The organism is Polyangium jinanense, assembly GCF_028435265.1.
GTDB lineage: Bacteria > Myxococcota_A > Polyangia > Polyangiales > Polyangiaceae > Polyangium > Polyangium jinanense.
The window spans coordinates 54081-79261 of the sequence record NZ_JAGTJK010000049.1 but is presented as its reverse complement, the minus strand read 5'-3'; the positions used below and the strand labels follow the sequence as shown (position 1 = coordinate 79261).

Here is a 25181-nt window from a genome sequence, read left to right as displayed (position 1 = left end):
CTCGACCTCGCGCTCTCCAAGGGAGGACCGTGCCCGCGCCACGCGAACCAACGTGCAATCGTCCTCCGATCCGTGCTGCGTTTCGCGACGAGCCGCGGCTACCTCGCGGGCTTGCCCCCCGCGCTACCTCGGCTCAAAGCCGCGGAAAAGAGCATCCTCGAAATCCCCTCCGAAAGGACATCGACACGATTCTCGCCTCCGCGGTCCCGTCCCAGCGCCTCGCGTTCGCGCTCATGGCGTACGCCAGCCTTCGCCCCAACGAAGTCCGCGCGTTACGTCGGCGCGACGTGCTCCTCCCCGGGACAAACGGCGAGGCGCAAGGTGGCTTCCTCAGCGTGCGCGAAGGCCGCTCCTACGGCGAAACGCACACGCCGAAGACGGGGCAACGCGAGATTCCCATCACGGCCCTGCTCGCGCGGCTCCTCGAGCACTTGGAGCACGGGCCGAAGGATGGGCGCGTCGAGCTCAACCAGCAGGGCAAGCCGTGGGGGGCAATACGGACTCACGCAAGCCTTCGAGCGCGGAACCCAGCGTTTCTTGGAGGGGCGGTAGAAGAGGGAGGTGCCTTTTGGGGAGGGGCATGGTCGACCTCCACGGCGCGAACATGCGCTGCGAGGTTGGCTGTACCACACGCGTAGAGATCCGAGCGAAAGGTTCTGCGATTCTTCCCATTTGCTGATAAGACGATGGAGAGCCGAGGCGAGGTTCATGGCGACCGACGATGCGAGCAGCGGCGGGGCGTTGCGCCCCTTGATCTACGGGCTTTTGCTGAGCTGCGCCGCGTGCGCGCCGGCAGAGCGGGCGCGGATTTCGGAGAGCCCACACGCCATGGCATCGGCTTCCGCTTCACCATCCGCTCCCCCGCCCATGGCCGCGACCTCCCCACCGCCCGCGGCTGCTGCGTCGCAGCAGGCACAGCCCCAGATGAAGCCCGAAGGCTGCCCCGAGGGAATGGTATTCATCCCCGGCGGCAAGCTGACGCTGACCGTGGAGCCGACCCCGCGGTCCCTCGAGACGTCATCGTTTTGCATCGACAGAACCGAGGTCACGGCCCGCGCCTATCGCGCCTGCGTCGCCGACCCCGCGCGTGCATGCACGCCTGCGGAGGCGACCGAATATCACAAGAACGGCACGATCTATGTGCCGCGCAAGCCGTACTGCAATCCCGGCAGCGCGAAGGAGCTCTTGGAACACCCCGTCACCTGCATGACCTGGCAACAGGCTGAGCATTATTGCCGCTCGCTCGGCAGGCGATTGCCCACGCAGGAAGAGTGGGAGATGGCCGCCCGCGGGCCGGATGGCCGGATGTACCCCTGGGGGACTGAATTGCCCACCCATCGACACGCGAACCTTTGCGGGCCGGAGTGTGCCCAGAGGTTCAGCCGCCGCTTGCCGATCCGATGGTGGCCCGCATTCGATACGTCGGACGGATCGCCCTCCACGGCGCCGGTCGGGGCATTTTCTCTGGATGCGAGCGCGTTCGGCGTGCGTGATCTCTACGGCAACGTTTCGGAGTGGACTGCGACGGTCACGTGTTACAGTGAAGGGAAATGCAACGAGCCATCTTCGGATGGTGAGCGTATCGTCATCATGGGAGAAGGGTGGCGCAGCATCGGTGCGGACCGCGTCCCCTGGTACCCAGTGAACGTGACACGGCCCGAAACGCGAGGTGCGGATCTCGGGTTTCGCTGTGCGTTCGGGCCCGCACCTGGCCCAATCAGAATCCCGGACTCCGCCGCAGCGCGTCCGTGAGCATGGCCCCGCAGAAGAGCTGGTGCACCTGCTGCGCGAGGTCTTCCCAGTTCGAGTACGTGTTCGGAAGAATGGGGAGCCACGAATGCTCGGGCAGCACTGCGACCGTGCGGTGCGTCGTGCTCGCGACATAGGCATGGTCCCGGGGCGGAGGTTTGCCCAGAAGCGCTTGATGAACGGGCACGAAGGCTCCTGCGCTCGTTCCGTAGATGCGGATCACCTTCTCCTCGTGCTTCTCGCCCACCGAGGCCCAGTTCACGGCGTGCGCTGCGAGGGCAGCGACGCGGTGGCGGGGTATGTCGAAGCAATATACTTCGCGCAGCGTGTTTCTGTAAAACGGGTGTTCTTTGTTCGCGTCTCGCGCCAGGAAATAAGCGAGCTGTTCGTTTCCCGAGCTGAACGACGCGAGCGCCACGCGGCCAACGTGTTGCACGGGGGGACGGAAAAGCCCAGCCGCACGGAAGCAAAAGGATTGGATCTCCTCGAGCAGCTCCTCCAGGAGAGCAGCATTCACGCAGTCGCCGACTTCACGGCTGTCCTTCAAACGCGCGTCGCCAACGGGTATGACCAGTACCAGTTGCTTCTGCGAGGCCGCGATCTGGTAGAGGAGACCACGTGAGTAGGTCTTCAGCGGATCCTCGCGGTAGTTGAGATAGGAGTATATCGAAATATAAAGGTAGTTCCATCCGAACGGATAGTCCTGGAAAGAATCACCAGCATTGTGCTCCTCGAAATTCTGATTGAGGAGATGCGTGAAGTAGACGAGAAACGGCGTGGGGCCTGCGTCGACGGTGCGCCGCAGGGACCTGGGCCAGCTCACCAGAAATGCCTTGGGCAGCGAGCCTTCCTGCTTGCGCTCGAGGATGAAATCGGTCGTTTGCGGTGAATACCGCCCGCGTGTGAAGCTGAGCGGGGGCACCACCAAGGGAGGGTGGGGCTCCCGCCCGGGCGGCGGCGTGACCAGCGTGGTTGTCGGGCCGAGAATTTCGGATGTGACCAGGCTGAACTCACCATTGGGGAGCGTGGGCGTGGACCAGGACGTTGGCTCTCCCGGTGGTAACCACCTGCCGTCGGCGTTCTTAACCCATTTGTCAGCGTTCGCCTTGAGTGCATCGAAAGCTTCCTGCGTCCTGTCCCGGAAGATGGACAGATGAAACAAGATCACCGTGACAGTATGCATCCCCCAGGTCCGCTCCGGGCCTGCAGGGCCTTCCATGACGAACGTCCCCTCGACGAAGAAGAATGCGGGTGACGCCCCGGCTGGGATGAGCGCGCCGTTCGAATCGGCCTTGAATGCCCCCTCGGCGGCCCAGTACTGAGGCGCCGCCGGCGTCCCGCGAATGATGATCGAAGCGAGCTGGCTGGCCGAGGGAACGGCAAAGGACCACTTCATCCCGTCCGCTTGGGCCGGCGAAAAGGTCTGGCCTCCGTCGATGGAGAATTCGAACCGACAACCGCCGACGATGTTTCCTTTTCGATCGGCGGCCATGAGAACGATGACATCCATGCTGGGATCTCACTCCTCGTCCGGCGGAAGGACCGTGATCGCCCGGGCAACGGAGCCCGCGTCTTCGTTGATGAACGCTGCGCAGAGCGCATCGAGCCTCATTCGCAGACGCGGCGCGTGCCGCGCATGTTCGGTACCGATGCTGATCTCGTGGTCGACCGTCGGGGGGAAGCGCGTGAAATCGAGCCGCCGCCGGTCGTCGACCTGCACGCCCCCAGGACCGAAGTCGAGAGCGCTGGCCACCCCGCCGGACGAATCACGCACCCGGAGCTCGACGACGTCGCGTTCGCTCGGCAGAAGCGCGGAGTACCAGTGGAAGCGGGGGATCAGGCAGATGACCAGGCCCTTCTGGTTCGGCGCGACGTAAATGGAGCGCTGGTGAGGCGGGGGGCGAGGGTCCGACGGTTCGTTCGGCATGCACGTGCAAGGTACGCCAAATAGGGTCTGGCATACAAGGACTCCTCGCCTGAGCTGGGTCGATGAGCTTCCATATCCGACAGCTCACAGTCGCGCCTTCGGAACCTTGATCCTCCTCGGCCGGGGCGGGCGCACAAAAGCACTTGACATTCGCGAAACCCTTTTGTGTTTCCTGGTCCTCGATACCGCTTCACGCATCCAGCGTCGGACCGGCCGCGGGGCGCGCAGCAGGAAATCAACGGTTGCTAGGACGAGCAGATGGTTTCGGCTATTGTTAGGCTGTCCGCCAGGCGGCGAGCCGTGGCGGAAGGTGCATGAGCGCTCTCACAGAAGGCAGCATCATCGCCGGCCGATACCGGCTCGGTCCCCCGCTCGCGAAGGGCGGCATGGGATCCGTCTTTTTCGCGGAGCATCTCCAGCTCCGCACCGGCGTGGCCGTCAAGCTCATGGCCCCCGCGCTCGCCGCCTCCGCCGACGCACGCGCGCGCTTCGAGCGTGAGGCGCAGGCGTCCGCGGTGATCAAGAGCCCGAACGTCGTGCAGGTGTACGACTACGGCGTGGAAGGCGACTGCCCGTACATCGTGATGGAGCTGCTCGACGGCGAGGACCTCGAGCGCCGGCTCGTCCGCGTCGGGCGTCTCTCGCTCGAAGCCACGTTGGACATCGTGCAACAGGTCTGCAAGGCCCTTCGCCGCGCGCACAAGCTGGGGCTCGTGCACCGCGATCTGAAGCCCGCGAACCTCTTTTTTGCGCGCAACGGCGACGAGGAGCTCGTCAAGATCCTCGACTTCGGGATCGCGAAGGCGAACGGTCCGGTGCTCGCTGGAAACGCCACCAGGACGGGCACGCTGATCGGATCGCCGCAATACATGAGCCCGGAGCAGGTGCGGCGCGGGAAAGAGGTCGATCCCCGCAGCGATCTGTGGTCGCTCGGAGTGATCGCCTACCGCTGCGTGACGGGCCGGCTGCCGTTCTTGGGCGAAGAGATCGGCGATCTCCTCGTCGAGATCTGCACGGACCCGATCCCTGCCCCATCGAGCATCCACGACGCTCTCGGCCCCGACGTGGACTGGTTCTTCGAGCGCGCGCTGACACGCGACGTCAACAAGCGATTCCAGAGCGCGGGCGAGCTCGCCGACGCGTTCGCGGCGGTGGTGAGCGGCAGCGGGCCCATCTCGATGAGCACCTCGTCGCAGAATTACGCGCTCGGCCCGCCGTCGGAGCCGGGCGCCGTAGCCTCGTCGCAGAATCACGCGCTCGGCCCGACGCCGGCGCCGGGCTCCGTAGCCTCGTCGCAGAATCACGCGCTCGGCCCGACGCCGGCGCCGGGCGCAGCAGCCGTCGGCGCGCCGGGGTCAGCTTCGGGGGCGGGCGGAACGTTGTCGCCCTCGGGGCTCAGCCTCGCGCAATCGCCGGCGAGCAAGCCGCGCACGATCGTGGTGGCGGTCAGCATCGCTCTCGCGGCCAGCCTCGCCGTCGGGCTGGGCGCGTTCGCATGGTCGCGCTCCTCGGCCCAGAGCGAGCCTGTTTCCACTCCGGAAAGTGAAGGAGAGCGTCCGGCGTCGTCCGAGCCCAGTCCCGCCGGAACCGCGAGTGTTGCGGCGCCCGCGAGCGTCGCGGCGTCCCCGAGCGATACGGCGTCTGTGAGCGGCACGGCGTCCGCGAGCGGTACGGCGGTGGACGCAAAGGCGCCGCCTGCAAGGCCCGTCAAGGGCGCGGTCCGGCCGAAAAAAGGGACCAAGACAGGTCATGATCCGCTCGACCATCAGTGAAGCCGCGCGCCGCGGGGCACGCTTCCGGCCCGCCGTGGCATGCGTGACCTGGGCGATCGTCTCGGGTGCGGCCACGGCGCACGCCGAGCCCGTGAAATCGGATCCAGCGGCCGCGGAGGCGCTGTTCAAAGCGGGCCGCGATCTCGTCAAGAAGGGAGACTATGCAGCGGGCTGTCCCAAGTTCGAGGCCGCGCTCGCGCTGAACCCATCCGCCGGCACGATGCTCAACATCGCCCGATGCCACGAGCACGACGGCAAGCTCGCCACCGCGTGGGAGGACTACCACCGCGCACGGACATTGAATCGCGAGACGGCGGGCGACGCGCGCAAGCGGGAGCTCGACGACATCGCAAACCAGGGGATCAAGGACCTGGAGCCGCGCCTGCCCAGGCTGAAGGTCGTCGTCACCGCGCCTCCTGCCGGAATCGAAGTCTCGCGGGACGGCAAGGATTTGCCGAGCGGCGCGTGGGGTGAGGCGCTCCCCGTCGATCCGGGCAAACACGAGGTCAGCGCGCGGGCCCCGGGCCGCAAGCCTCGCACGTTCGAGGTGACACTCGAAGAAGGCAAAACGAGCACGGTCGAGATCGCGCTCGAGGTCGACACGACGCCGCCGTCCAAGGGCGGTGTCCCCGTCTGGGCGTGGATTGCCGGCGGCGCCGGGCTCGCGCTCATGGGCGTCAGCGCCTATTTCGTCTACGATGATCTGGCCGCGATCGACGCCCTGCAAAAGAACTGCGACGTGAGCTACAATGGCACGTACTGCGCCTCGGGCTACGACTACCAGGCGGACAACAGGCGCAAGAGCCTCGATTTCGGCCTTGCCCTGGGGCTGGGCAGCGCAGGCGTCCTGGCGCTCGGCGCCGCCGTTTATGGGATCGCGACAGCGCCTCGCTCGAAACCGGCCGAGTCGCAGGGCGTCGCGGTGACGCCCTGGGTCGCTCCCGGCGCAGCCGGAGCGTCGATTTTCGGGAGATTCTGATGGCTGCTTCGAAGTGGTCTCTCCTGTGCGCCTTCGCCCTGGCCGTGGGGTCGGCCGGTTGCATCGACGACGTCGTGCCGAGCTCCTCGCTCGCGAGCTGCACGAATCTGGCGGCCACGTGCGGGCCCAAGAAAGACGAGATATGCTGCGCGAACTCGCTCGTCACGGGGGGGGCGTACGAGCGGCTCGACCTGGAACAGAACAAATCTTATCCGGCCACGGTGAGCGATTTTCGGCTGGATCGCTTCGAGGTGACGGTCGGGCGGTTTCGAAAGTTCTGGATCGAGTATCCTAATAGTATTCCGGCCGCGGGCGAGGGGGCTCATCCGAACATGCAGTACAGCGGGTGGGACGATTCATGGCCGTTACCGCAGGATCAGGTCGAGCTCACCGATACTTTGAAGTGCAACGAATACTACCAGACCTGGACGGACGAGCCCGGCGATGGCGAGCACAAGCCCATCAATTGCGTCAACTGGTATGTCGCGTTCGCCTTTTGCGCCTGGGATGGCGGCAGATTGCCGACCGAGGCCGAGTGGAACTATGCAGCGGCCCGCGGCAGCGAAGAGACGAATTACCCGTGGGGGAACGCCGCGCCGGACGATGACCATGCGGTGTATTGCCCGGATTACTCGGAGGCGGATCAGGGCTGTCCGACTGCGACGCTCGCCGACATCTCGGACGTCGGCTCCAGGTCCCCTGCGGGCGATGGGAAATGGGGACAAGCCGACCTGGCCGGCAGCATGCGCGAGTGGACCCTGGACTACCACGACGTGTACTTTGAACAGTGCGTCGATTGCGCCAACCTGACGAATATGATCGGGGGCCGCGAGGCGCGCGGCGGCGACTGGAACAACGACGCGGCGAGCCTGAGCTCGTATCAAAGGATCGGCTACGACCCTGCGGAAGCGAAGAGCTGGGTGGGGTTTCGCTGCGCTCGCCGGCCGCGCTGAAGTATCAGGGCGCGTTGCACATGATGATGTGCTCGACGGCGTCGATGAGGATCTGCTCCACCCGCGGTGCCTCGATGGCTCGGGCGTCGGCGAAGCGTTCGAGATCGAAGGGCGGGGGATTGACCTCCAGATAGGCGAGGATCTGGAGCGGATATCCTTTCCAGCGGATCACGCAGAAGCCGACCACATTGCGGCTCCCCGTGGCCCCCTGGAGGCCGAGGGCGAGCTCGATGCTCGGGGTATCGTGCCCTTGATCGAGGAGGATCCCGGCCTCGTGCCCGGCCCGCCGAAGCTCGGCGGCGAATTCCTCCATCTTCGGCCGGAGCAGATCGTCGCGGAGGGCCGCGAAGCTCCGGAGGAAATCGGCTTCGTCCGGCGTCCGCCCCTCGGCGATGCGCCGCGCATAACGCGCGGTGAGCCGCTCGAGGCGGAGGCGGTTTTGCTCTTTCATGCGGGCGTCGTCAGGGAGCGAGAATCAGCACCTTGGTCTGGCTCGGAGCGACGGTCATGCCCCGGGCATTGGTGCGGTTCTGCATGGTGGGGCTCGTCAATCGCGTCACCGGCGCGCCCTTGATGAGCACCTTGCGGGCTCCCATCGTGTGCCGCGAGGTGCTCATCACCGAGCGCGAGAGCACGCCGCCGGTGATGCCTGGATTGTCCCCGTTGGTCATGGGCACCTTGGTGCGCATGTTATGCGCCGGCGCGCACACGAACAGGACCTTGTAGACCGCCGAGACCGCCATGGGGTTGGCGGCGAAGTTGGGATAGGGGATCGGCGTGGGCCCCGGGGGCGTGAGGCATACGTCGGGCATCGCGAAGGCCATGCCCGCGCGCTGGGTATTGGCAAACATGGGATCCTCCTCAACCGATGTGGACCTGACCGCCGTCGATCTTGGTCAACTCTCCGCTTTTCACGAGGGTGGTTTGCGATTTGATGTTCACCGCGGCCTTGGCCGAGACCTCGTAATACCGGGCCCGGACCTGCTCCGACTCGGCGATGAAGCGATAGGCTCGCGCCACGCGCGATACCCAGCGATCGGCCACCGACTCCACCGATCGGGCCACGGTCTTGACGTGATCGATCTTCGCCACCAGCTGATCGCCGAGGTAGCTCATGGCCTCCACGGCCAGGGCCGCTTCCCGGGCGTGGACCCGCACCTTGCCCGAGGCCAGCGTGGTCTCGCCGGGCGTGGCCATGCACATGCCGCTCTGGGCGCGAATCGTCACCTTGCCGGCGGGCGCGCTCATTTCCAGATCGCCCTCGGCCACGAGCCGCGTCGCCCCTGCGCCCTCGCGCTTCAGCACCGCGAGCACGTGGCAGCCCTCGTCGTGGAGGGCGAGGAGCACCAGGTCCCCGAGCTCAGGCTCGACCAGGCAGCTCACCGCCCTCTCGGCCTCGTACTCGCCCGAGCCCACGCGCACCATGAGGCGTTTGCCCAGGATCGCAGTCACCGTGCCCACCTCCTGGGTGGCCAGGGTCTCGGTCCGCTGTCTCGCCAAGTTATCTCGCATCGCTCGTCTCCGTATCTGGAAAGAGGCCTCTCAAGGAGACCAACGCTCTGCTTCGAGTAGCTCCTCGTCGTCGCCCAGGGCACCGGCCCGGCTCGTGAACACCGCTCCTTCGTCGCGCGTCTGGTGAAAGCGGGCGCGGAAGAGCTTGGCGTGCGATAGATCCGCTTCCTCCACGCCGGCGTGGGAGAAATCGGCATAGCTGAGATCGGCGCCGCGGAGGTTCACGAGCTTGCACGCGGCGCGCAGGAAATTGGCCTGGTAGAGGCAGGCGTCGGCGAAATTCGCGGCCTCGAGGTTGGCCTTTTGAAAGACCGCCTGCCGGGCGTGGATTCCCTTGGCCGAGGCGCCGCCGAGCCGGGCCTCGGCGAACATCGCCCGCTCGGCATTGGCGCCGTCGAGCTTGGCGCCAATGAGCTTGGCGCCCTTGAAGTTGGTCTGCACGAGCTCTGCTCCGCGCAGATCGCAACCGCTGAGATCGGCCTCGTCGAGCATGGTGAAGGACAGGTCCATCCCCGAGAGATTCTGCCCTCGGAGCTTGGCTCCGCTGAGCACCGAGAGATGTATCCTGGCCCCGCGCAGGCTGGCGCTCGAGAGGTCGGCCGCCATCAGGCAGCAGCGCTCGAGCTCGGCCTCGTCGAGGACGATCTTTTCGAGCTCGGTCTCGACGAGCACGAATCGATCGAGCTTGGCCTTGCGGAAGCTGGTCTCGGCGGCGCGGCCCTTGATCACATCGACAATGGTCAGGTCCGCGCCTTCGAAGGAGACCCGGGACAGGTCACACTCGATGATTTTCGCGTCCACGAGATCGCTGCCTTTGAAGGCCGCGCCCTGCATATCGCATTCGTGGAAGGAGGTATGACGGGCCTTGGCCCCGCTGAGCTCGGCGCCGCCGAAGTCGCAGGCGTTGAAGATCGATTCGCTGATCTTCGCGGCCATGAGCTTCGCCCCCCGGAAGCTCACGCCCTCGAAGACCACACCGCCGAGATCGAGGCCGGAGAGATCGAGGCCGGCGAGATCGGCGTCTTCGATGATCTCGCCCTCGTCGATCAAGGAGAGGAGCTCGTCGCGCGTCATCCTTCGTGCCTCGTGAACGCCACCTGCTTCACCAGCGCCCCGGCGAAGCTCGTGCGATCATCGCCGATGGTGTGGAGGAGGCTGGCGCCGAAGAGGTTGGCTTTCTCGAAGATCGCGCCCGGCACTTTGGCCTTGTCGAGGACGGCCTCCATGAGGTTGGCCCCGCGGAGATCGGCCTCGCTGAGATCGGCGCGGGCAAAGCGCGCTTCCCGAGCGCCGAGGGATGCGAGGCGCGCGCCGCGGAGCACGGCCTCGCTGAAGTCCGCGCCCTCGGCCCGGGCTCCCTCGAAATTGGCGCCCTCGAGGTTCACCCCGCTGAGGTTGGCCTCTTCGAGATCAGCGGCCGAGAAATCCGCGCCCGGCAGCGCCGAATCTGCAATCACGGTCAAGCCTCGGGCCTGAGCCTCCCGGAAGGAGGCCTTCTCGCCGCTGAAATCGAGGAAGCTGGTCTCCACGAGCGTCGCGCCGTCGAAATTCGCGCCCGCCCCCTTGCATTGCACGAAGGTCGCCTCGCCGAGCTGCGCCCCGGTGAAGCGCGCCTCGGTGAGATCGAGCTGATAGAACTGCACCTCGCGTGCGTCGGCGTCGGTGAAGTCGGCGCCAAACACCAGCGTCTCGAAGAACTCGGCGCCGGTGAGATCGGCCCCGGCGAGCTGGGCCCCATCGAGGCGCGTCTTGTAGAGGACCGCATCGTGGAGATTGGCGCCGGCGAAGCGCACGCCCGAGGCCTCGGCGAGGCCCAAGTTGGCGCCCACGAGCTGGGTGTCCTCGAAGCGCGCGCCCTTCAAAATGGCGCGGACCAGGACCGCGCCCGAGAGATCCGCCGAGCTCAGATCGCAATCCGAGAGATCCGCTCCCTCGAGCAACGCCTCGCGGAGATCGGCCTCCGCGAGCCGTAAACCGTGCAGATCCGCGCCGGTGAGATCACGTCTGGCGAGTGACTCGCCCGCGCCGACCGCCGCCTCGACCTCGGCGCGCAATTTTGCCTTTTCGGCGTCCGAAAGAGCCTCGGCAGGAGGCAACAGGTGCGCATGGGCGCGATAGGCCTCGAGCGAGGAGGCCTCCATTTCTCGGAGGTCGGCGACGAATCTCGGATCCGCGATCTTGGCTTCGAGATCCGGTATCGGAGCGCCGGCTTTGCGGGATGCTGCGGCGAGATCGCGCATCTGGGCGATCTCGGCGTCCGCGCGGAACTTCGGCGGTCCTCCGCCCTCACGCTGCGACTTTTCACGGAGCGCGTCGAAATCGATCCCCTGCGCGGAGCAGTTTCTGCGCGCCTTCTCCTCCGCGTCCCTGGACCGGGCATCCATGTCTTTTTCCAGCATGTCCGCTTCGGCGTCGAGACCCTGGATGTAGTCGGCCAGATCGTCGCCCTGCGGCATCGGCGCTGCCGCGACAGGGCGGTTCGGGAGCGCCTCCTCGGGATCGATACCGGCTGCGCGGAGATCCTCCCGCGCCCGCGCGAGATCGCGCTCGGCCCGGGCGCTGGCGCGTTTTTCGAGGAGCTCGTCGTCGTCGAGGAGGTCGTCCATGTCGCCGCTGAGCTCCTCGTCGAACAGGGGAGCGTTCGGCGGCAGCTCCGGGAGCAGATCTCGCTCCCGGAGGGCCTCGACGAGCCCCTTCTCTTCATCGAGGCGCTTGATGAGCACCTCGCGGTAATGCGTGGCGGGCTTGGGCGCATCGGCCCTTTCCAGGCCAGCGAGGAGCACCGCCAGGTCGCCGGCGTCGTCCTCAGCGACCTTGATCACGCCTCGGAAGATGGCGACGCCGCGCTCCAGATTGGGGAAGAGGAGCACGGTTTCGAGGCGGGTGGCCACCTCGCGCAAAACTTCCTCGGCGGCCACGCCCTCCGCCGTCTCCGCGTTCGACACGAAGACGCGGGCGCGAAGGAGGGGCACATGGCTTTCGAGGCGCGATCGTTTGGGGTGGAGGTTTTCGAGAGCGATTGCCTCCCCGCCCTGGAAGTACTCTGCGATGCGTTGATCCGCGGGCGCGACCTGGAAGGCCTCGGGATCGATATCCCGGGCAAAGCCGGGGAAATCCTTCTCGAGCCACTCGGAGCCATAGGTGCCGAGTTTGGCGCGGCGCTCCTCGAGTGTGGGATCGAGGGCCCCGAAGGAAGCCGGCGGCGGTCGGTCCCGCGGCGAGGTGATCATGTGCCGGGGATCTTCGAGGTGCGGGAGATAATGCACCGAGCGGCCCTCCTCCTCGACCGTCGAGAGGCCCATTCCCCGGGGGTTCTGCGGGTACGAAGGACCGCCGAAGGCGTTTTCCCAGGCGATGATCATCTCGGTGATCGGCTCCGGATCCGAGGGCACCCCGTTCTTCCAGACGCGTTTGCCGACGGCATAGATGGTCTTGTCGAGGGTCGGTTTTTCCGCCGGCCCGAGCTTCAGGCGGGCGGCGAAGGCCGGGCTCGCCTTGGCGCCGGGGGCAAAGGCGGTGCCGTACACGAGGACTTCGCCCCGCGGTTTGGGCATCCCCTCGTCGAGGATCGGCTCTGCCCCGGCGGCGCCCTTGCCGAGCTCGGGCGTGACTCTCTGCCACATCGCATCTTCGGGCAGGGGCACCTCCGGCGCTTCGAGGGGGAAGAAGACGCAAATGCCGACGCTCAAATGGTGTTCGCCGCGGAGGGTGAACACCCGCTGGAAGACGGAGAGACGTTGGGGTTTGACGACGCGCATGGAGGGGTCCGAGGCAGAGAAACGGTTTGGGGGATCGATTTCGAAGCGACGAGGAGCTCGGCGCCGACTACAGGACGACGAATCGCCCGGTGCGCCACATCTCCTGCCCCGCCTGCTTCAGCTCTCTGTCGAGCCTCGAAATCCGGGTCCTGAGCCTCTCCTGATTGACCTTGTTTTTGACCTCGACCGCGACACCATCGTAAATCTCGAGCGTTTGCCCGGTGATCTTGTACATGGAGTTGCCCTTCACCGTATCCCGGATATTGCCAACCGTGTTGGTGTTGACGAGCCCTCGTTGGGTTTCGTTGAGCGTTCCAATGTGCGTCGCCTGGGCGTTCCCGTAATGGGTAATCGTCTCTTTTCCGTGGTGCGTCTCGGTCAGATCACCGAAGTGGAGCGACACCGTATCTCCCTGGTGCTTCTCCTTGAGCTTCCCCACGTGGGTCACGTCTTCGTCACCGCGATGGATCTCGGTCACGCTCCCATTCTGCGTCGACGTGGTGTTGCCGATGTGGAGCTCGGTCTTGTTGCCTTTGAGGGTCTCCTTCTTGTTGCCCTTGATGGTCTCGTTCTTGGGCCCGACATAGAACTCGCTCACCTTCCCCCAGGTGAACGCGAGCTTGCCGCCCAGGAGCTGCTCGGTCTTGAGCCCGACGAGGAGCTCCTGCTTCCAGAGGCCGCCGAACTCCATCACGGCGGCGAGCTTGAAATCCTGGGTGGAGCCCACGGTGAACGTGGTTTTGTTGCCGAGGACCTTCTCCGTCTGGTGCTTCCACTCGTTGGTTTCATCGCCCTCGGCCTTGATGTCGAGGTTCCCCTTTGCCGTGATGCTGATGTCGCCGGTGACGTTGACCGTCCAGTTTTCGCCCACGGTGTTGTCGTAGTTCTTGCCGATGGAGATGAGGCCGTTGTCGTCGGTCTTGGCGATGAACTCGTGCCCGTCGTTGGGTGAGCCCATGCGGATGTAGCTGTTGGAATAGGGCGTGGAGAGCGTGACCCGCTGCGAGCCCGCCAGATCCTCGAGCTCCAGGCGGTTTCTGCCGCCGGTCTGGATGATGTTCTTGGTGTGGTTGCCGCTGCTCACGGGGCTCGGGGTGAGCACGTTGGGGACCACGCCAGAGATCACCGGGCGATCGGGATCGCCGCCGAGGAAGCTCAAGACCACCTCGGTGCCCTTGCGAAGGGGAAAATGAAATCCCTCGATGCTCCCGCCGTGGGGCTGCATCATTCGCACATAGGTGGATCCGGAGCCGCTCGGGGAGTCGTTCTCGTCGAAGTTGAATTTCACGAGGTAGCGCCCGTACTCGTCGATCTGGGCGTATTCGCTCTCCCCGCCGCCGTCGACGACGCCGTTCTCGAAACCGTAGATCCGCGGCCAGGACGTCCGGGATTCGGGCCGGAACTGGGTGCTGGCCGGGATGGCCGCCACCTCGACGAAATACGTGTCGTCGTGCTCGAGGCCGATGAGCTCCTTGATGCGCACATCCCCGGCGGCCTGGTTGCCCTGGTGGTGGACCTCGATGGCCAGATACTTGGTGTTGAAGCGGGCGCGGGGGTGCTCCTCGAGATCGAAGGTGTAGCCGGCGCGGAGGTGCATCCGCGTGCCCGTGGCCCGGGCGATCGATTTCCGGGTGAGGTACTCTTCGGATCGAATCTTGGCCAGGCGGGCCCCGGTGTCGGGAGAGAAGAAGCGCTCGCCATAGAGGCTGACCTTCCCGGCCCCCTTGGCCGAGACCGCCGCAGACCCCGAGAGATCGAGCTTCGGCCGCGCATAATCGTAGTCGCGGAGCTTGACCTCGGCGGGCATGGATCCGTGATTCAGGGAGAAGGAGCGGAACGAGGCGCCGGCACTGCGATCCGCCCCGGTCTGGGGGGAATAACGGACCGGCTTGCCCAGGCCCTCGGCAGGGTAGGACTTGTCATCACAGAAGACGACCTTCTCGCCCTCCTCGCCGTGCTCGAAGAAATAAAAAATACCCTCGCGCTCCAGCCAGCGGGAGACGAAATCGAAATCGCTCTCGCGGTATTGACCGATGTGCTCCTCCACCTCGTAGCTCTGGGTGAGGCGGAATTCGTAGCGGCCGGCGAGGCCGTTGTCGTCGAGGATCGCCCGGATGGCGTCGGGCGCGCTCTTTTGGGTGAAGATCCGGCTGTGCCGCGAGAGAGCGAGGCGTGAGAAGCGGGGCACGAGCACGACGCGCACCAAGGCCCGGCCCCCATACTCGTGCACCAGATCGACGTCACCGAGCACACCGGCGAGCACGAAGGGCGGGATGTCGTCGCTCTCGCGATCGATCACCAGGCTGGCCGGGTCGCCCACGGCTTCGGCGAAATCGATGTCGCCGTCGTCGCTGTGAAATTGCAGGTAGACCTCAAATCGATAGGGACGCGAAACGGCTTCGGTGCCACGGAAGCCGACGACACGCGACGGGCGGGGAAGTCCGCTCGACGAAAAGGTGATGAGGTCGCGCATGGTTGTACCTTTCTCATCGCGGCGCCGAGGGCCCCGGCGCTTCGGGGGTGGAGTATAGCGATCCGGCTCCCGAGAAAAAAGACGTGATTGTGCGCCGAGCAGCCGGAGCTCGACCTTCGAGACGCCGCTTCACGCGGACCGGACCCGGGCAATCTCTTCTTTGACCTGCGCGGCGAGCACCGGATCGACGATCCGCTTTTCCCACCGCCGTTTCACGCGTATCCACACGGTGCGCCGGATCCGGAGCGCATCGAGCGACGCGGAAAGGTTGCCGCGCTCGTCGGCGACGACGAGGGTCGCGTAGGTTTTTACGTCGACCGGGCCACGGATGGCCTCCCAAGCAGCGAGGTACGCCGCGTCGAAGCGATCGCGCAGCGCCATCACCCCGCGCTTGACTTCCTGATCCACAGCGTCGTTCCAGCGTTGCTCCGTGGCGCGCCAGGTCTCGTCCGTGAGCCCGTGCTTGGCGAGGATCTCGGTGCGTGACGCAGGACGCTCGGCGAGCTCCGCCGCGATCGCGGCACAGCGCTCGAGGTCGATCCGGTCGTGGGGTGAAGGTGCGGTCGCTGGTGCAGGGGCCGCGGGCGGCGCCGGTGCGGCAGGGAGCTCTGCCCCGAGCGAGACGATGGGTGCCATCACGGCCGGAGGCGTCGGTGTGGCCGGAGGTGCGGGGGCGACGAAAGGCTCCGGCTCGGGCGGGACCCTCGGCGCGACCTCTTCGGACTCCGGGGCGAGCATCATCGTACCGGCGTCGAAGGCGGGCGCCACGATGCGCGGCGCGCTCTGACCGGACCAGGGAGCGCCCGCGATCGGCGCAGCGGGCGCTGCGCGCGGCACGCCCTGCGTGCCCGGATCCGCGAAGGGGAGCGGCTGCGCGGTGACGACGCCGTCATCCGGCGACAGCACGAACGTCGAGGCCACGGCGCTGGTCTGCGCCGCGGGCGCGTCGTGACGCGAAGCATGCGAAAATGGCAGGATCGGCCGCGTCGCCGACGCTCCTTCGTCGTCCGCGAGCACCACGGTCTCCGCGCCCTTGCCGATGACCACCGTCACGGCGTCGTCGCCACCGACGGCGGGCGAGGTCACGGGTGATGCGGGAGCCGCGGCCTGCTCCATCCTTCGCGGATCGGGCCACACGAGCGCCTCGCCCGCGACCTCGATGCCCGCGACGATGCGCGCGGCCGCGAGCGCCGCTTCGCCCGCGGCAAGGGGAAAGCTGCGCCGGCACACGAGCGTGCATCGCTGCTCGTCACCGTCGATGCGGAGCGTGTCGGCCACGAGATCGAGCGGATGTCCCTCGGGCACGCCGAACGGGGAGAGACCAAAAATCCTCATGACGCCACGCGCCCCCGGCAAGCGCGTGGCGACGTGCGGCCGCGTGGGCGAGAGCCCTTCGAGCACGATCCACTCATCGCCGCGCAGGAACATCGTGCGCTGATCCGGGGGCGCCGCCTGGAAATACGACCAGTCGAAGCTATCGGGGATCTCCGCGATCGCGCCCTCCAGCGCCTTGCGCGGCGTGGCTCCGAGGAGCCGCTTGCGCGCAGGCCAGGCACGCGCGATCGGGCCGAAACCGGCAGGGCGAAGCGGTGCGCCCGGATCGGTGATGCTGGCCTCGCCTTCGCCCTGCGTGATCCCGAGCGGATTTTCCTCCCCCAGCGCGCCGCCCCACGCGCGCTCGTAGACGACGGGCATGCGCTGAAAGCCCGCCTTTTCATAGGCCACGAGCCGCTTGTCGAAGAGGGGCCTCGTGCCGTCGAAGACCGCGAGGCGCAATGGCAAAGGATGCGCGGCGCGCTCCGGGGGCGCATAGGCGTGGCCCGTGAAGAGCACATCGGCGCGGCCCAGATACGGCGCCACGTCCGTGGTGAAACGGACGCTGCGGCTCGGATTGTTGCCGTGGTGGACCTCGGCCCGCAGGATCGGCTGCGGCTCGGCGCGCTGCATAACAGCGTCGGGCACGAAGGCGAACGTGGCCTTGGCGATGACGGTGAGATGGAGCTGCCCTGCGACGCGCCACGCAATGGCAGCGGCGGCCGATGCCGGCAGGGCGATCACATCGGCGACAGGCGCGCTCTCACGCACGGCTGGAAGACCTATCATGGCGGCCTCCACCCCACAAGGGTTCTTTTCGGACGACGGCATTGAACGATTCTACCGGCGCACGATCGGTGATGGCCACGGCGATGTGCCGGGCACCCCTTCACGACGAGGAGAGCGCCAGCCGAAAAATCGATAGCTATCAGATGTATTCGGGAAAGCATCCGCCGGACTGGCGTCGCTCTGCCCGGTCAGAGCTTCGGATACAGAGTCAGGGGTGGAGGAAGCAACAACGGAAAACGTGGGATTGTGTTGAGGACCTCGCAGCCCCAGGAGCCCACGAGGACGTACTCACGCTTGCACTTCACGATGATTGTGTCGCCCGTCGTCGAGACCTGCAACGAGTGCGACCAGCGGCACCCGCTCCCACTTCATGAAGGTCGTCCTGACAATCCGTTTGGCTGGCCAGGTGGTTCGGCCGCCTCCGGCTGCGCCACGGATGTGCTGCCACCGCGCAGTGAAGCCTCACGCATACCTCGCTCCGCGTCTTCGTGCTTCGTGACGCGGTATCGCACCGCATCCCCCACCAGCGCCTCCACGAGCGCCCGGGCACGCTCGCCGCGCTCGCGGGAGTTCGTCTGGATTTCCAGCCGCTCGCCTTCGATGCGCAAAGAGGCGATGACAACCTCTCCCGCCCGCTGCTCGCCGCTTGCAATCCAGGTCCAGCGATACGCGTCGTCGTCCCGCTGGAGACCCGGCGCGCGGTCGAGCTCGGATACAAGCTTGCGTTCGTCGAGCACGTCGAAGTACGCCGTCGTGAAGAGGAGACGGTCGCCATCGTGGTTGACGAGTTCTGGCATCCTCGGGGTGAGCCAGACCTCGAAGAAGAAGGGGGCGAGGCTCGTTCGGAAATCTGCGTCATCGAGCTCGGCGCGTGCCTTTTCGAGATCCATGATCAAGGCGCCCCGGAGGTGGCTCGGGAGCGGCAAGAGGCCACCATCGAACTCCGGAGAACCCGACGCGCCCTGGGCAAAGACCCGCGCGGCGACGAGATCCCACGGGCGCACGGCACGCGACGCGCTCCGCTCGCGGACACGTACCTCGCCGCCATCGAGGACATTGCGAACGGTCACGCACGCACCCGGTTCAACTGCGACGACCTCATAGAGTATCATGGCGCTCGCGCGGCCCATCTCGAGGTATCTCCGCTCTCCCGCGCGGAGGTCACGATCGTGTTCGAGAAGGTGCTCGGCCAGCGTGACGCCCGCGTGATTCTGCGCGTCGAAGAAGAGCCACCACTGGAAAGCACACTCCGCCATGTCGTGCAGAATGGCGTCTTCGTACTTGTCGCGGAGGGGCACGAGGTCGCCCCAGAACCCCTCCCGCGACCCCTCCAGATCGTCTTCATCGACCGAGTCGAGCAGTCGCCCGAGCGCGGATACGCGATCCGCCGCCGTGTATGCCGCGGCAGCCGTCGCCACGCAGCACTTCTTGTACTTGCGTCCACTGCCACAGGGACAGGATTCGTTGCGCCCGATCTTCGCCATCGGGGACAAACCTACTCCATCCGCGCCGACAAGGGAAGGGCAAGGTTTGTCGCCGCCGTCGCGGCGTTCGCCCAGGAACATCTCCGCGCCAAGTTGCCCCAGCCCGCCCCCCCTGTCCGCGGACCCGAGAGCGGATCCGCGGTGCCGATGCGTTCGTCGAGGTGAGCGGGACCTACCCCATTGCGCTCCCGTGGCTCAGGAGACGCCTCCGGGGTCCTTCGACAGGGTGACCGTGAGGCTCACGTGCGCCCCTTCGAGCGCGAACTTCGATTGCAGCACGACGCCCCCGATTTTGACGGTCTGTCCCGCAGGTGGGTACATCCAAAGGGTCCCGAGCAGCGCCTGCAGGACCGGCGTTTCGGAGTCGTGGAGGCGGGCGTCGGGGTTCTGCGGCTCCGTGACGGTGGAGAAAAACGGCAGGTTGCGCGGGAGCTGGTCGAAGATCGCGAGGGCGAGCCCCGCGTAATGGAGCGCCTGGTCCTCGGTCATGTTCATCGTCTTCAAGATTCGCTTGAATCGCTCCAGGTTTTTCCGGGCCGCTTCGGGGATCGGAGCGCGGATGACGCACGTCTCGGTCTCGCTGTTCGACGCGAAGCCGCTGAGGTACCGCCGCTTGAGGGAGAACCACACGTCGAGGGAGTAATCGCGCAATCGCTCGTACTGCTCCTGGAGCTGCTTCACGCTCCTCTTCAGCGCGCCCGGCGCCTCCTGGAGCTCACGATACCGGAAGAGCTGCTCCGGGTGCTGCATGAGCGCGAGCGCCAGGGAATAGACCGGGAACTTGGCGGCCTTCTTGATCGCCTGGTTCATCGCGCCCGGCGAGACGTTCAACTCCGCCAGACGTTGCTTCAGGGCGTTGTAGACGGTCTGGACAGGCGTCTCGATGTCCGGCAATGTCGCGCCGAGCGCGGTGGTCGCCCCCTGGAGGATGAGGTCTTTCACCTCCTGCGGGAGCACTTCGAGCTCCCAATCCATGTATTCGGGCTCCGTGCTCTTGTCCGTCCAGTACACGAGGCGCGCCTGGCCCGTCGTGTCGATCTCGATGGCCCAGACCACGCCCTCCATCCACCCGACCGTACCGCTGTTGAAATACGTCGTCTTGAACTGCGGCTCGGCAATGTCGGGAGTGACGAGCTGGATCGCTTTGATCACCAGCCACAGGGGAGGCACCAGGGTCGCGATGTTGTCCAGCGTGAAATGCGGCTGGCTATGCGGGTTGTGCGTGTGACCGATGCAGATGTGATGGATGTGATGGCGCTTCAGGTACTCCGCGATCCCGAAGGGCGAGAACAGGTTGAGCTCGTTCCGGCTCTGGGCCGGCGTGATCTCCTGGTCGCGATCCGGGTCCCAGTAGTTCAGCGCGATGCCGAAGGTGCCATACAGGGCCGCGACGCTCTCATAGAACATGATGTTGTCGAGGAGCACCCGCTGCTCGTTCGGCGTATGCTGCACCTGATGGGCGAAGCGCACCGCCGAGCTCCGCGCGGGCCAGGAGTCGAAGACCGGCCAGCGCGAGAAGAGGTCGTCGAATTCGAGGAGCGGGTTGCCGTTCCACGCAAACCCACGCAAATCCAGGAACGGATCCATCTTCTTGTCGACGTAGGTCGCCACGGTATTGGAGATGAGCTGCCCCAGGATCTGGTTGTTCGCCGAGTTCCAGGGGTCGAACTGATGGCCGTGGCACACCAGCATGCGGCATTTCTCGGTGTAGGCGCCGGCATCGAGGCCGAGGCGCCCGATGAGCAGGTTGTCGCGTAGCTGCTCCTTGGTCTTCTGGCCGACGAGGAGCTTCGCCGCGTCCGTGAGCACGTCGGCGATGCCCTGCTCCATCATCGTCTTGACGCCGTCGATGACGAACGCGTCGTAGAGCTGGAAGGGGCCGGAGTTGTTCTTCTCCATCTCCGTCTTGAGCACTTGCCAGACGGAGTCGTCGGTGCCGGCTTTTCTCAGGTAAGAGTCGTGATTGCCGTACGTGCGGAAATAACGCCCCTGCTTGTGGAGCGTGCGCAGCCGTTCGAAGATGCTCGGGTGCGTGCTGACGATTTCACTGAGCTTCGCCGCGATGTCGAGCGAGCCGTCGCTCTTGCGGGGGTATTCCTGGATGCTGCGAATGAACCAGAGCTCCTCGCAGTCCCCTCCCTCGATGACCGTGTACCCGTTCGTGATGGCGTAGTCCAGGATGCGCTGGTAGAGCTGGGCATTGCGCTTGAAATGGTCGATGGATCCCGACTGGAAGAGCCCCTTGTCGTCGGTCGCGGCGTCGCGATGCACGTCGCTGAAGATGAGATACTTCCTCGCCGTCCCAGGGCCCGACCCCGGCGACGGCGGCGGGAGCGTCTTGACCGTCCAATCGGCCGTCGTGCCGTCTTTGATCTTCCACACGATCGGGGTGCCGTCGCTGCCGCGCTCCGGGGAGCTTTGCTCCGCAAAATGGAGGTTCCACCACCGCTGCGCTTGCCGCTTCGCCGTGCCCGGCATGGACGCGAGGATGAGCGAGAGCCCGAGCAGCGGGTTCTCACAAGCCGTCTCGATCAGCTCGAGCTCCTGCGGACGATCCGGCGCGGCGATCAAATTCGTCAGCAGGGTGGACCAGGCCGAAAGCTGCTCCGGGGTCACGGTGACGTTCGGCGCCGTTTCGAAGTAGCTCTTCCACTGCTGGAGGAGCTTGGCCATGTCGTCGGTTTCGGACGCCGGCAACGCTGCCAGGACGCCGAGCGCTTCGAGCACTTGCGGGAAGTTCGGTGACATTCCGGTCTCCTCTCAGGGCAGCGCGTCGTAGCGGTTCATCACGCGCTTTACGTAGTCGTCATCGGCGACGGTATCGAGGTCGCCGGCCAGGGTGGAGGCGGCCCCGCCCTTATTGTGCATGTATGCCGTGATCTGGGCTCGGGTCCGCGCATCCAGCCCGAGGCTTCCGGTCGTGTTCCAGTTGCTCCGGATCGCGTGGCGCCCCATCTTGAATCCGGTGTCATCGGTCAACGCATTGCGGAGGAGCTGACCTTCCGGCGTCAAGAAAATGCTGCGGTTGACGAAGCCTTGTTTGTGCTCTTCGAAGTATGGTTCGCGCAGGTACGTCTCAACGTCCGATTGCGCGAGGCGGAGACGGGCGATGTTGGCCGCAGCGTGGGGGTGGGTCGTTGGATTGCAGAGCACCGCCGCGTTTCCGCCCGTTCCGAGCGCCAAGAGGTGCCGGCGTAGCTGCCCGGTCCGAAACATCGCTTCGATGTCGTCGGGCCCGAGGCCGGTCGTGGCGCGCACCGCCGCCGCGTGGGCCGTCACGTAGGCCGCGATCTGCGTCTTCAGCGCGGCCTCGGTCGTATTCGCCGCGACCGCAGCGGTGATCTCCTCGAATCTTTCCACCGTCGCCACCGCTCTGTCGCGCAGCGCCTGCAGGCGGGTGGTGCTGAGGCCGTAAAAGGTGGCGAAGGTCGTCGAGCCGAGGAGCGTATCGAGCGCCTTGCTGCCGACCACCTGCGCTGAGCCCCACGAAGCGGGGGTGCCGGACGCATTGCGCAGGAGCGCCGGAATCTCCCCGGTCGAGACGCCTCCCTCCACCGCCTCGATCGCGCGAATGAGCCGCGTCAGGTCCGCGTCCGCGAAGGTGGGTCGCTTCGGCCCCGCGAAAACGAGCACGCAGTTCGGGTTCGGTGCGGTGGGCGTGGAGAATGCCGGATCCTCGAGGATGCGCCGGGCCCGGCCGCCCGCGCCGGGATTGATGACGAAGTCGGGCGCCTTCGCCGCGAGGCCGGCGAGGGTCTGCTGAAGCAGCCCGATCGCCGCAATCGTCGCCGTGAGCGTGGCCACGGGCGCGGACCCACCCACAGACGGATCGACCCGCTCGACGAAGTAATCGACGCCGCCGAGCAGGCCGAGCTCGAACAGCCGGTCCTGCACGGGGCGCACGTCGGCACGCGCGTTGACCCCGGCGGTGCCGACCTTGTCGCCGAGCGTGAGCTGCACGCTGCGCGGGATCACCGGCCAGATGAGCGAACGGAGCGTCTCCGAGAACGGCGCGACACGTGGCTGCTGCGGCGCGCCGAGCATCAACGCCTGCCAATCTCCGATGGCCGCGATCGTGTACGCGATCTGATGGTCGTGGAGACGCGTCTCCTCCGCGTCGGGCACGGCCCTCGATTCAACATCGAAGTCCTCGTCGGTGAGGAAGCCGAGTCCATGCAGGCGCCGCTGGATTTGCAGAACGTCTCCCGGAGTATTGTTTCCGTCGTACCCCACGGAATCGACGAGCTCGATGGGCGTACGCAGGGCGCCCAAGCGGTCCTCCAGGGCGACGAGCTCCGGGCTGCGCGCCTCCACCCGCTCGAGCACGGGCGCGGCCTCGCCGAGCAGCGACGCACGGAAGCGCCGGATCGCCTTGCGCGTCGCCACGAGCTCGGAATCGCTGATCCGGCCGGCGCGCGCGGGATCCACAGCCTCGGCTTCGAAGTCCGGATCGGCAAGGAGCCGCATCGCGTGCAGCCGCTCCTGGAGCGCGCGCACGTCGGCCGGAAAGTTCCACCCATATGTGCCGACGGATCCGGTGAGATTCAGCGGATGCCGGCCAAAATGGAGCGGATCGACGAGGAGCTGATGCGTCTCGTCTCCGGGCTCGATGAGCCGCTGCGCCGTCCAGGGGCTGAGGTCCGCGGCGGGCGGGAGCTCGAAGACGCGCCGCCGGAGTTGCTCGATCGCCGCGAATGTCGCCACGAGCGTGGTCACGTCCAATGGGCCCGCGCCTTCGAGGTCCACAGCCTCGCTCTGATGATCCGCCTCGGCGAGAAAACGCAGACCGCGCAATCGATCCTGCACGGCACGAACGTCGGCGCGCGCGTTCACGGCGCCGGCGCCGACCGAGCTGGTCAACACGAGCGGGCCCCGTTGCTCGGAGACGAGCGAAAGCGCGACGGCCGTGTGCACGACGTCCGCCTGGTCGATCCGCTCGGTCGCGTAGGGGTCGGCGCGCTCCGCGTCGAAATCGGCCTGCGAAAGGAAGCCAAGAAGCAGAAGGCGCTCCTGCAGCCGGCGGACGTCGGGCGGCCGATTCGCAGCCGCCATGGCTGGACCCCACCCGACCATGCCGGTGAGCTCGAGCCGCGGCGGGCGATTCAAGCGCTGCAGCGCAGAATCCACCGGGTCGACCAGCGATGGAGCGGGCGCCGGCTCGCCGAGCCGCGTCTGGCGTAGGGCCGAAATGGCTGCGAGGGTCTGTGGGATGCTCGTGTCGGCGACGCGGCCGTTCTCGTTCGTGGCGGCGACCACCGCGCGCTCCACCTGATGCGCGGCGCCCGATAGAAACCCGAGCCGATGCAGCCCATCCTGCACGCGGCGGATGTCGGCGGGGCGATTTCGGCCATGGGTGCCCACGCTCGCGGTGAGCGGGAGCGGCTGCCGCCCGAAGACGAAGGGGTCATTCAGCAGATGTTCGTTCCGCGCGCCGGGTACGATCGCGCGCAAGGCTCCGCCCGCCACGTCCCTGTCGAAGGCCATAATCGCGGCCATCGTCTGCGGCTTGGTTGCGAGAGCCACCGGGCCCGCAGCGGTGACATCCGTGTACTCCGCGACATGCTGGGCGCGGGAGAGCCGCCCAAGTTGCTGCAGCCGCTCCTGCACGGCGGCAAAGGACGCGGGCTCGTTGCGGGGGACGGAGGCGTCGGCATCGGGGAGCTCACCCACCGCCGAGCTCAGGCCGATATGGATGAGAGGAAACGGTGGATCCATTGCGAGAGCCGCGACGGTCGGACCGGTGGGCTCCACACGAATCGAAGGCAGTGGGCGCCCGAACGACGCGGTGAAATGCGTTGCGAGCGCGGCGAGCAGGCGCGGTCCTGGCTGCATGGGCGGTGAGGCCGCGAGATCGATCGGCTCCGCCGCGACGTCGGCGTCGGTGAGGCGGCCGAGCCGATGGAGCCGATCCTGCACGCGGCGCACGTCATGGGGTCGGTTGTCACCGCCATCCCCGACCGATGCCGTCAGGCGGAATGGCACGGGGAGTTGCACGTCGCCGAGCAAGTAGGGAGGGCGGCGCGTCTCGACGATGCGGCGCTCCCCCTCCCGCGCCTCTATAATAATGAGGTACTCGTCCGGGGCGGCAGCTCCATCGAGCTCGAAGCGGCCCTCGTCGTCGGTCGTTATCACCGAAAGCTCACTGCCGCTGAAAGCGCCGGTAGCGAGCATTCGCACCGAAGCCCCCACGAGCGGCACGCCAATCGGATCGATCACACGCCCGGTGATGAGCCTCCTCGGATCTGTGCTTCCGAAGATCCACGAGACGACGCTGAAGACCTCGTTGACGATGGTCACAGGTGGACTCCTCGTAACAGCGGTCCCGTGGAGGCCACGAATAACGCTACGTTACGGATGACGGGTAGGTTATCGACACCGGAGCGATAAGAATATGCTGGCGTTCGATGCGCGCGAGACCGGTGAGGTCGCATATCGAGCCCGCACATTGGCGAATTTAGAATGGCACGTCAA

General features: G+C 66.4%; 16 protein-coding genes. 4 read left to right on the top strand and 12 right to left on the bottom strand.

The features are described 5' to 3' along the window. Positions 1-867 precede the first annotated feature (867 nt). On the top strand, positions 868-1752 hold the full coding sequence (locus KEG38_RS44355; RefSeq protein ID WP_272426808.1) for a formylglycine-generating enzyme family protein: 885 nt from the start codon (positions 868-870) through the stop codon (positions 1750-1752). Here the strand turns inward: KEG38_RS44355 and KEG38_RS44350 are convergent. Then, positions 1718-3259: a hypothetical protein gene (locus KEG38_RS44350; RefSeq protein ID WP_272426807.1), complete on the bottom strand. Its 1542-nt coding sequence runs from the start codon at positions 3257-3259 to the stop codon at positions 1718-1720. The genes KEG38_RS44355 and KEG38_RS44350 overlap by 35 nt on opposite strands. A 9-nt stretch (positions 3260-3268) precedes the next feature. Then, positions 3269-3676: a hypothetical protein gene (locus tag KEG38_RS44345; RefSeq protein WP_272426806.1), complete on the bottom strand. Its 408-nt coding sequence runs from the start codon at positions 3674-3676 to the stop codon at positions 3269-3271. A gap of 314 nt (positions 3677-3990) precedes the next feature. Here KEG38_RS44345 and KEG38_RS44340 point away from each other — a divergent pair, with 314 nt between their 5' ends. Genes KEG38_RS44340 through KEG38_RS44330 form a run of 3 tightly spaced genes read left to right on the top strand, consistent with a single transcriptional unit; the run spans position 3991 to position 7380 of the window. Then, positions 3991-5448, top strand: coding sequence for a serine/threonine protein kinase (locus KEG38_RS44340; protein WP_272426805.1), 1458 nt, complete (start codon positions 3991-3993; stop codon positions 5446-5448). Then, complete coding sequence (locus KEG38_RS44335) at positions 5426-6427, top strand: peptidase associated/transthyretin-like domain-containing protein (RefSeq protein ID WP_272426804.1); 1002 nt, start codon at positions 5426-5428, stop codon at positions 6425-6427. The genes KEG38_RS44340 and KEG38_RS44335 overlap by 23 nt, the downstream gene beginning before the upstream one ends. Next, positions 6427-7380 carry a formylglycine-generating enzyme family protein gene (locus KEG38_RS44330; RefSeq protein WP_272426803.1) on the top strand — a complete coding sequence of 318 codons (954 nt, stop codon included), beginning with the start codon at positions 6427-6429 and terminating at the stop codon, positions 7378-7380. The genes KEG38_RS44335 and KEG38_RS44330 overlap by 1 nt, the downstream gene beginning before the upstream one ends. Positions 7381-7384: 4 nt before the next feature. Here KEG38_RS44330 and KEG38_RS44325 read toward each other — a convergent pair whose 3' ends face one another. From KEG38_RS44325 to KEG38_RS44280, 10 genes are all read right to left on the bottom strand, one after another. Further along, complete coding sequence (locus KEG38_RS44325) at positions 7385-7831, bottom strand: hypothetical protein (protein ID WP_272426802.1); 447 nt, start codon at positions 7829-7831, stop codon at positions 7385-7387. A gap of 10 nt (positions 7832-7841) precedes the next feature. After that, positions 7842-8231 (bottom strand): DUF4150 domain-containing protein, encoded by a 390-nt coding sequence (locus KEG38_RS44320; RefSeq protein WP_272426801.1) that lies wholly within the window; start codon positions 8229-8231, stop codon positions 7842-7844. A gap of 10 nt (positions 8232-8241) precedes the next feature. After that, on the bottom strand, positions 8242-8892 hold the full coding sequence (locus KEG38_RS44315; RefSeq protein WP_272426800.1) for a DUF3540 domain-containing protein: 651 nt from the start codon (positions 8890-8892) through the stop codon (positions 8242-8244). 30 nt (positions 8893-8922) lie between these two features. Next, entirely contained in the window at positions 8923-9966 is a 1044-nt protein-coding gene (locus tag KEG38_RS44310) for a pentapeptide repeat-containing protein (RefSeq protein ID WP_272426799.1), read from the bottom strand. After that, positions 9963-12650 carry a DUF2169 family type VI secretion system accessory protein gene (locus tag KEG38_RS44305; RefSeq protein ID WP_272426798.1) on the bottom strand — a complete coding sequence of 896 codons (2688 nt, stop codon included), beginning with the start codon at positions 12648-12650 and terminating at the stop codon, positions 9963-9965. The genes KEG38_RS44310 and KEG38_RS44305 overlap by 4 nt, the downstream gene beginning before the upstream one ends. Positions 12651-12717: 67 nt before the next feature. Continuing rightward, positions 12718-15123 carry a type VI secretion system Vgr family protein gene (locus KEG38_RS44300; RefSeq protein ID WP_272426797.1) on the bottom strand — a complete coding sequence of 802 codons (2406 nt, stop codon included), beginning with the start codon at positions 15121-15123 and terminating at the stop codon, positions 12718-12720. A gap of 129 nt (positions 15124-15252) precedes the next feature. Then, positions 15253-17226, bottom strand: coding sequence for a DUF2169 family type VI secretion system accessory protein (locus tag KEG38_RS44295; RefSeq protein WP_272426796.1), 1974 nt, complete (start codon positions 17224-17226; stop codon positions 15253-15255). A 368-nt stretch (positions 17227-17594) separates the two neighbouring features. Continuing rightward, positions 17595-18710, bottom strand: a complete 1116-nt coding sequence (locus tag KEG38_RS44290; protein ID WP_272426795.1) for an SEC-C metal-binding domain-containing protein — start codon at positions 18708-18710, stop codon at positions 17595-17597. Between the two features lie 195 nt (positions 18711-18905). Then, positions 18906-21458 carry a hypothetical protein gene (locus tag KEG38_RS44285; protein ID WP_272426794.1) on the bottom strand — a complete coding sequence of 851 codons (2553 nt, stop codon included), beginning with the start codon at positions 21456-21458 and terminating at the stop codon, positions 18906-18908. 12 nt (positions 21459-21470) lie between these two features. After that, positions 21471-25007 carry a carboxypeptidase-like regulatory domain-containing protein gene (locus KEG38_RS44280; protein WP_272426793.1) on the bottom strand — a complete coding sequence of 1179 codons (3537 nt, stop codon included), beginning with the start codon at positions 25005-25007 and terminating at the stop codon, positions 21471-21473. Between the last annotated feature and the right edge of the window lie 174 nt (positions 25008-25181).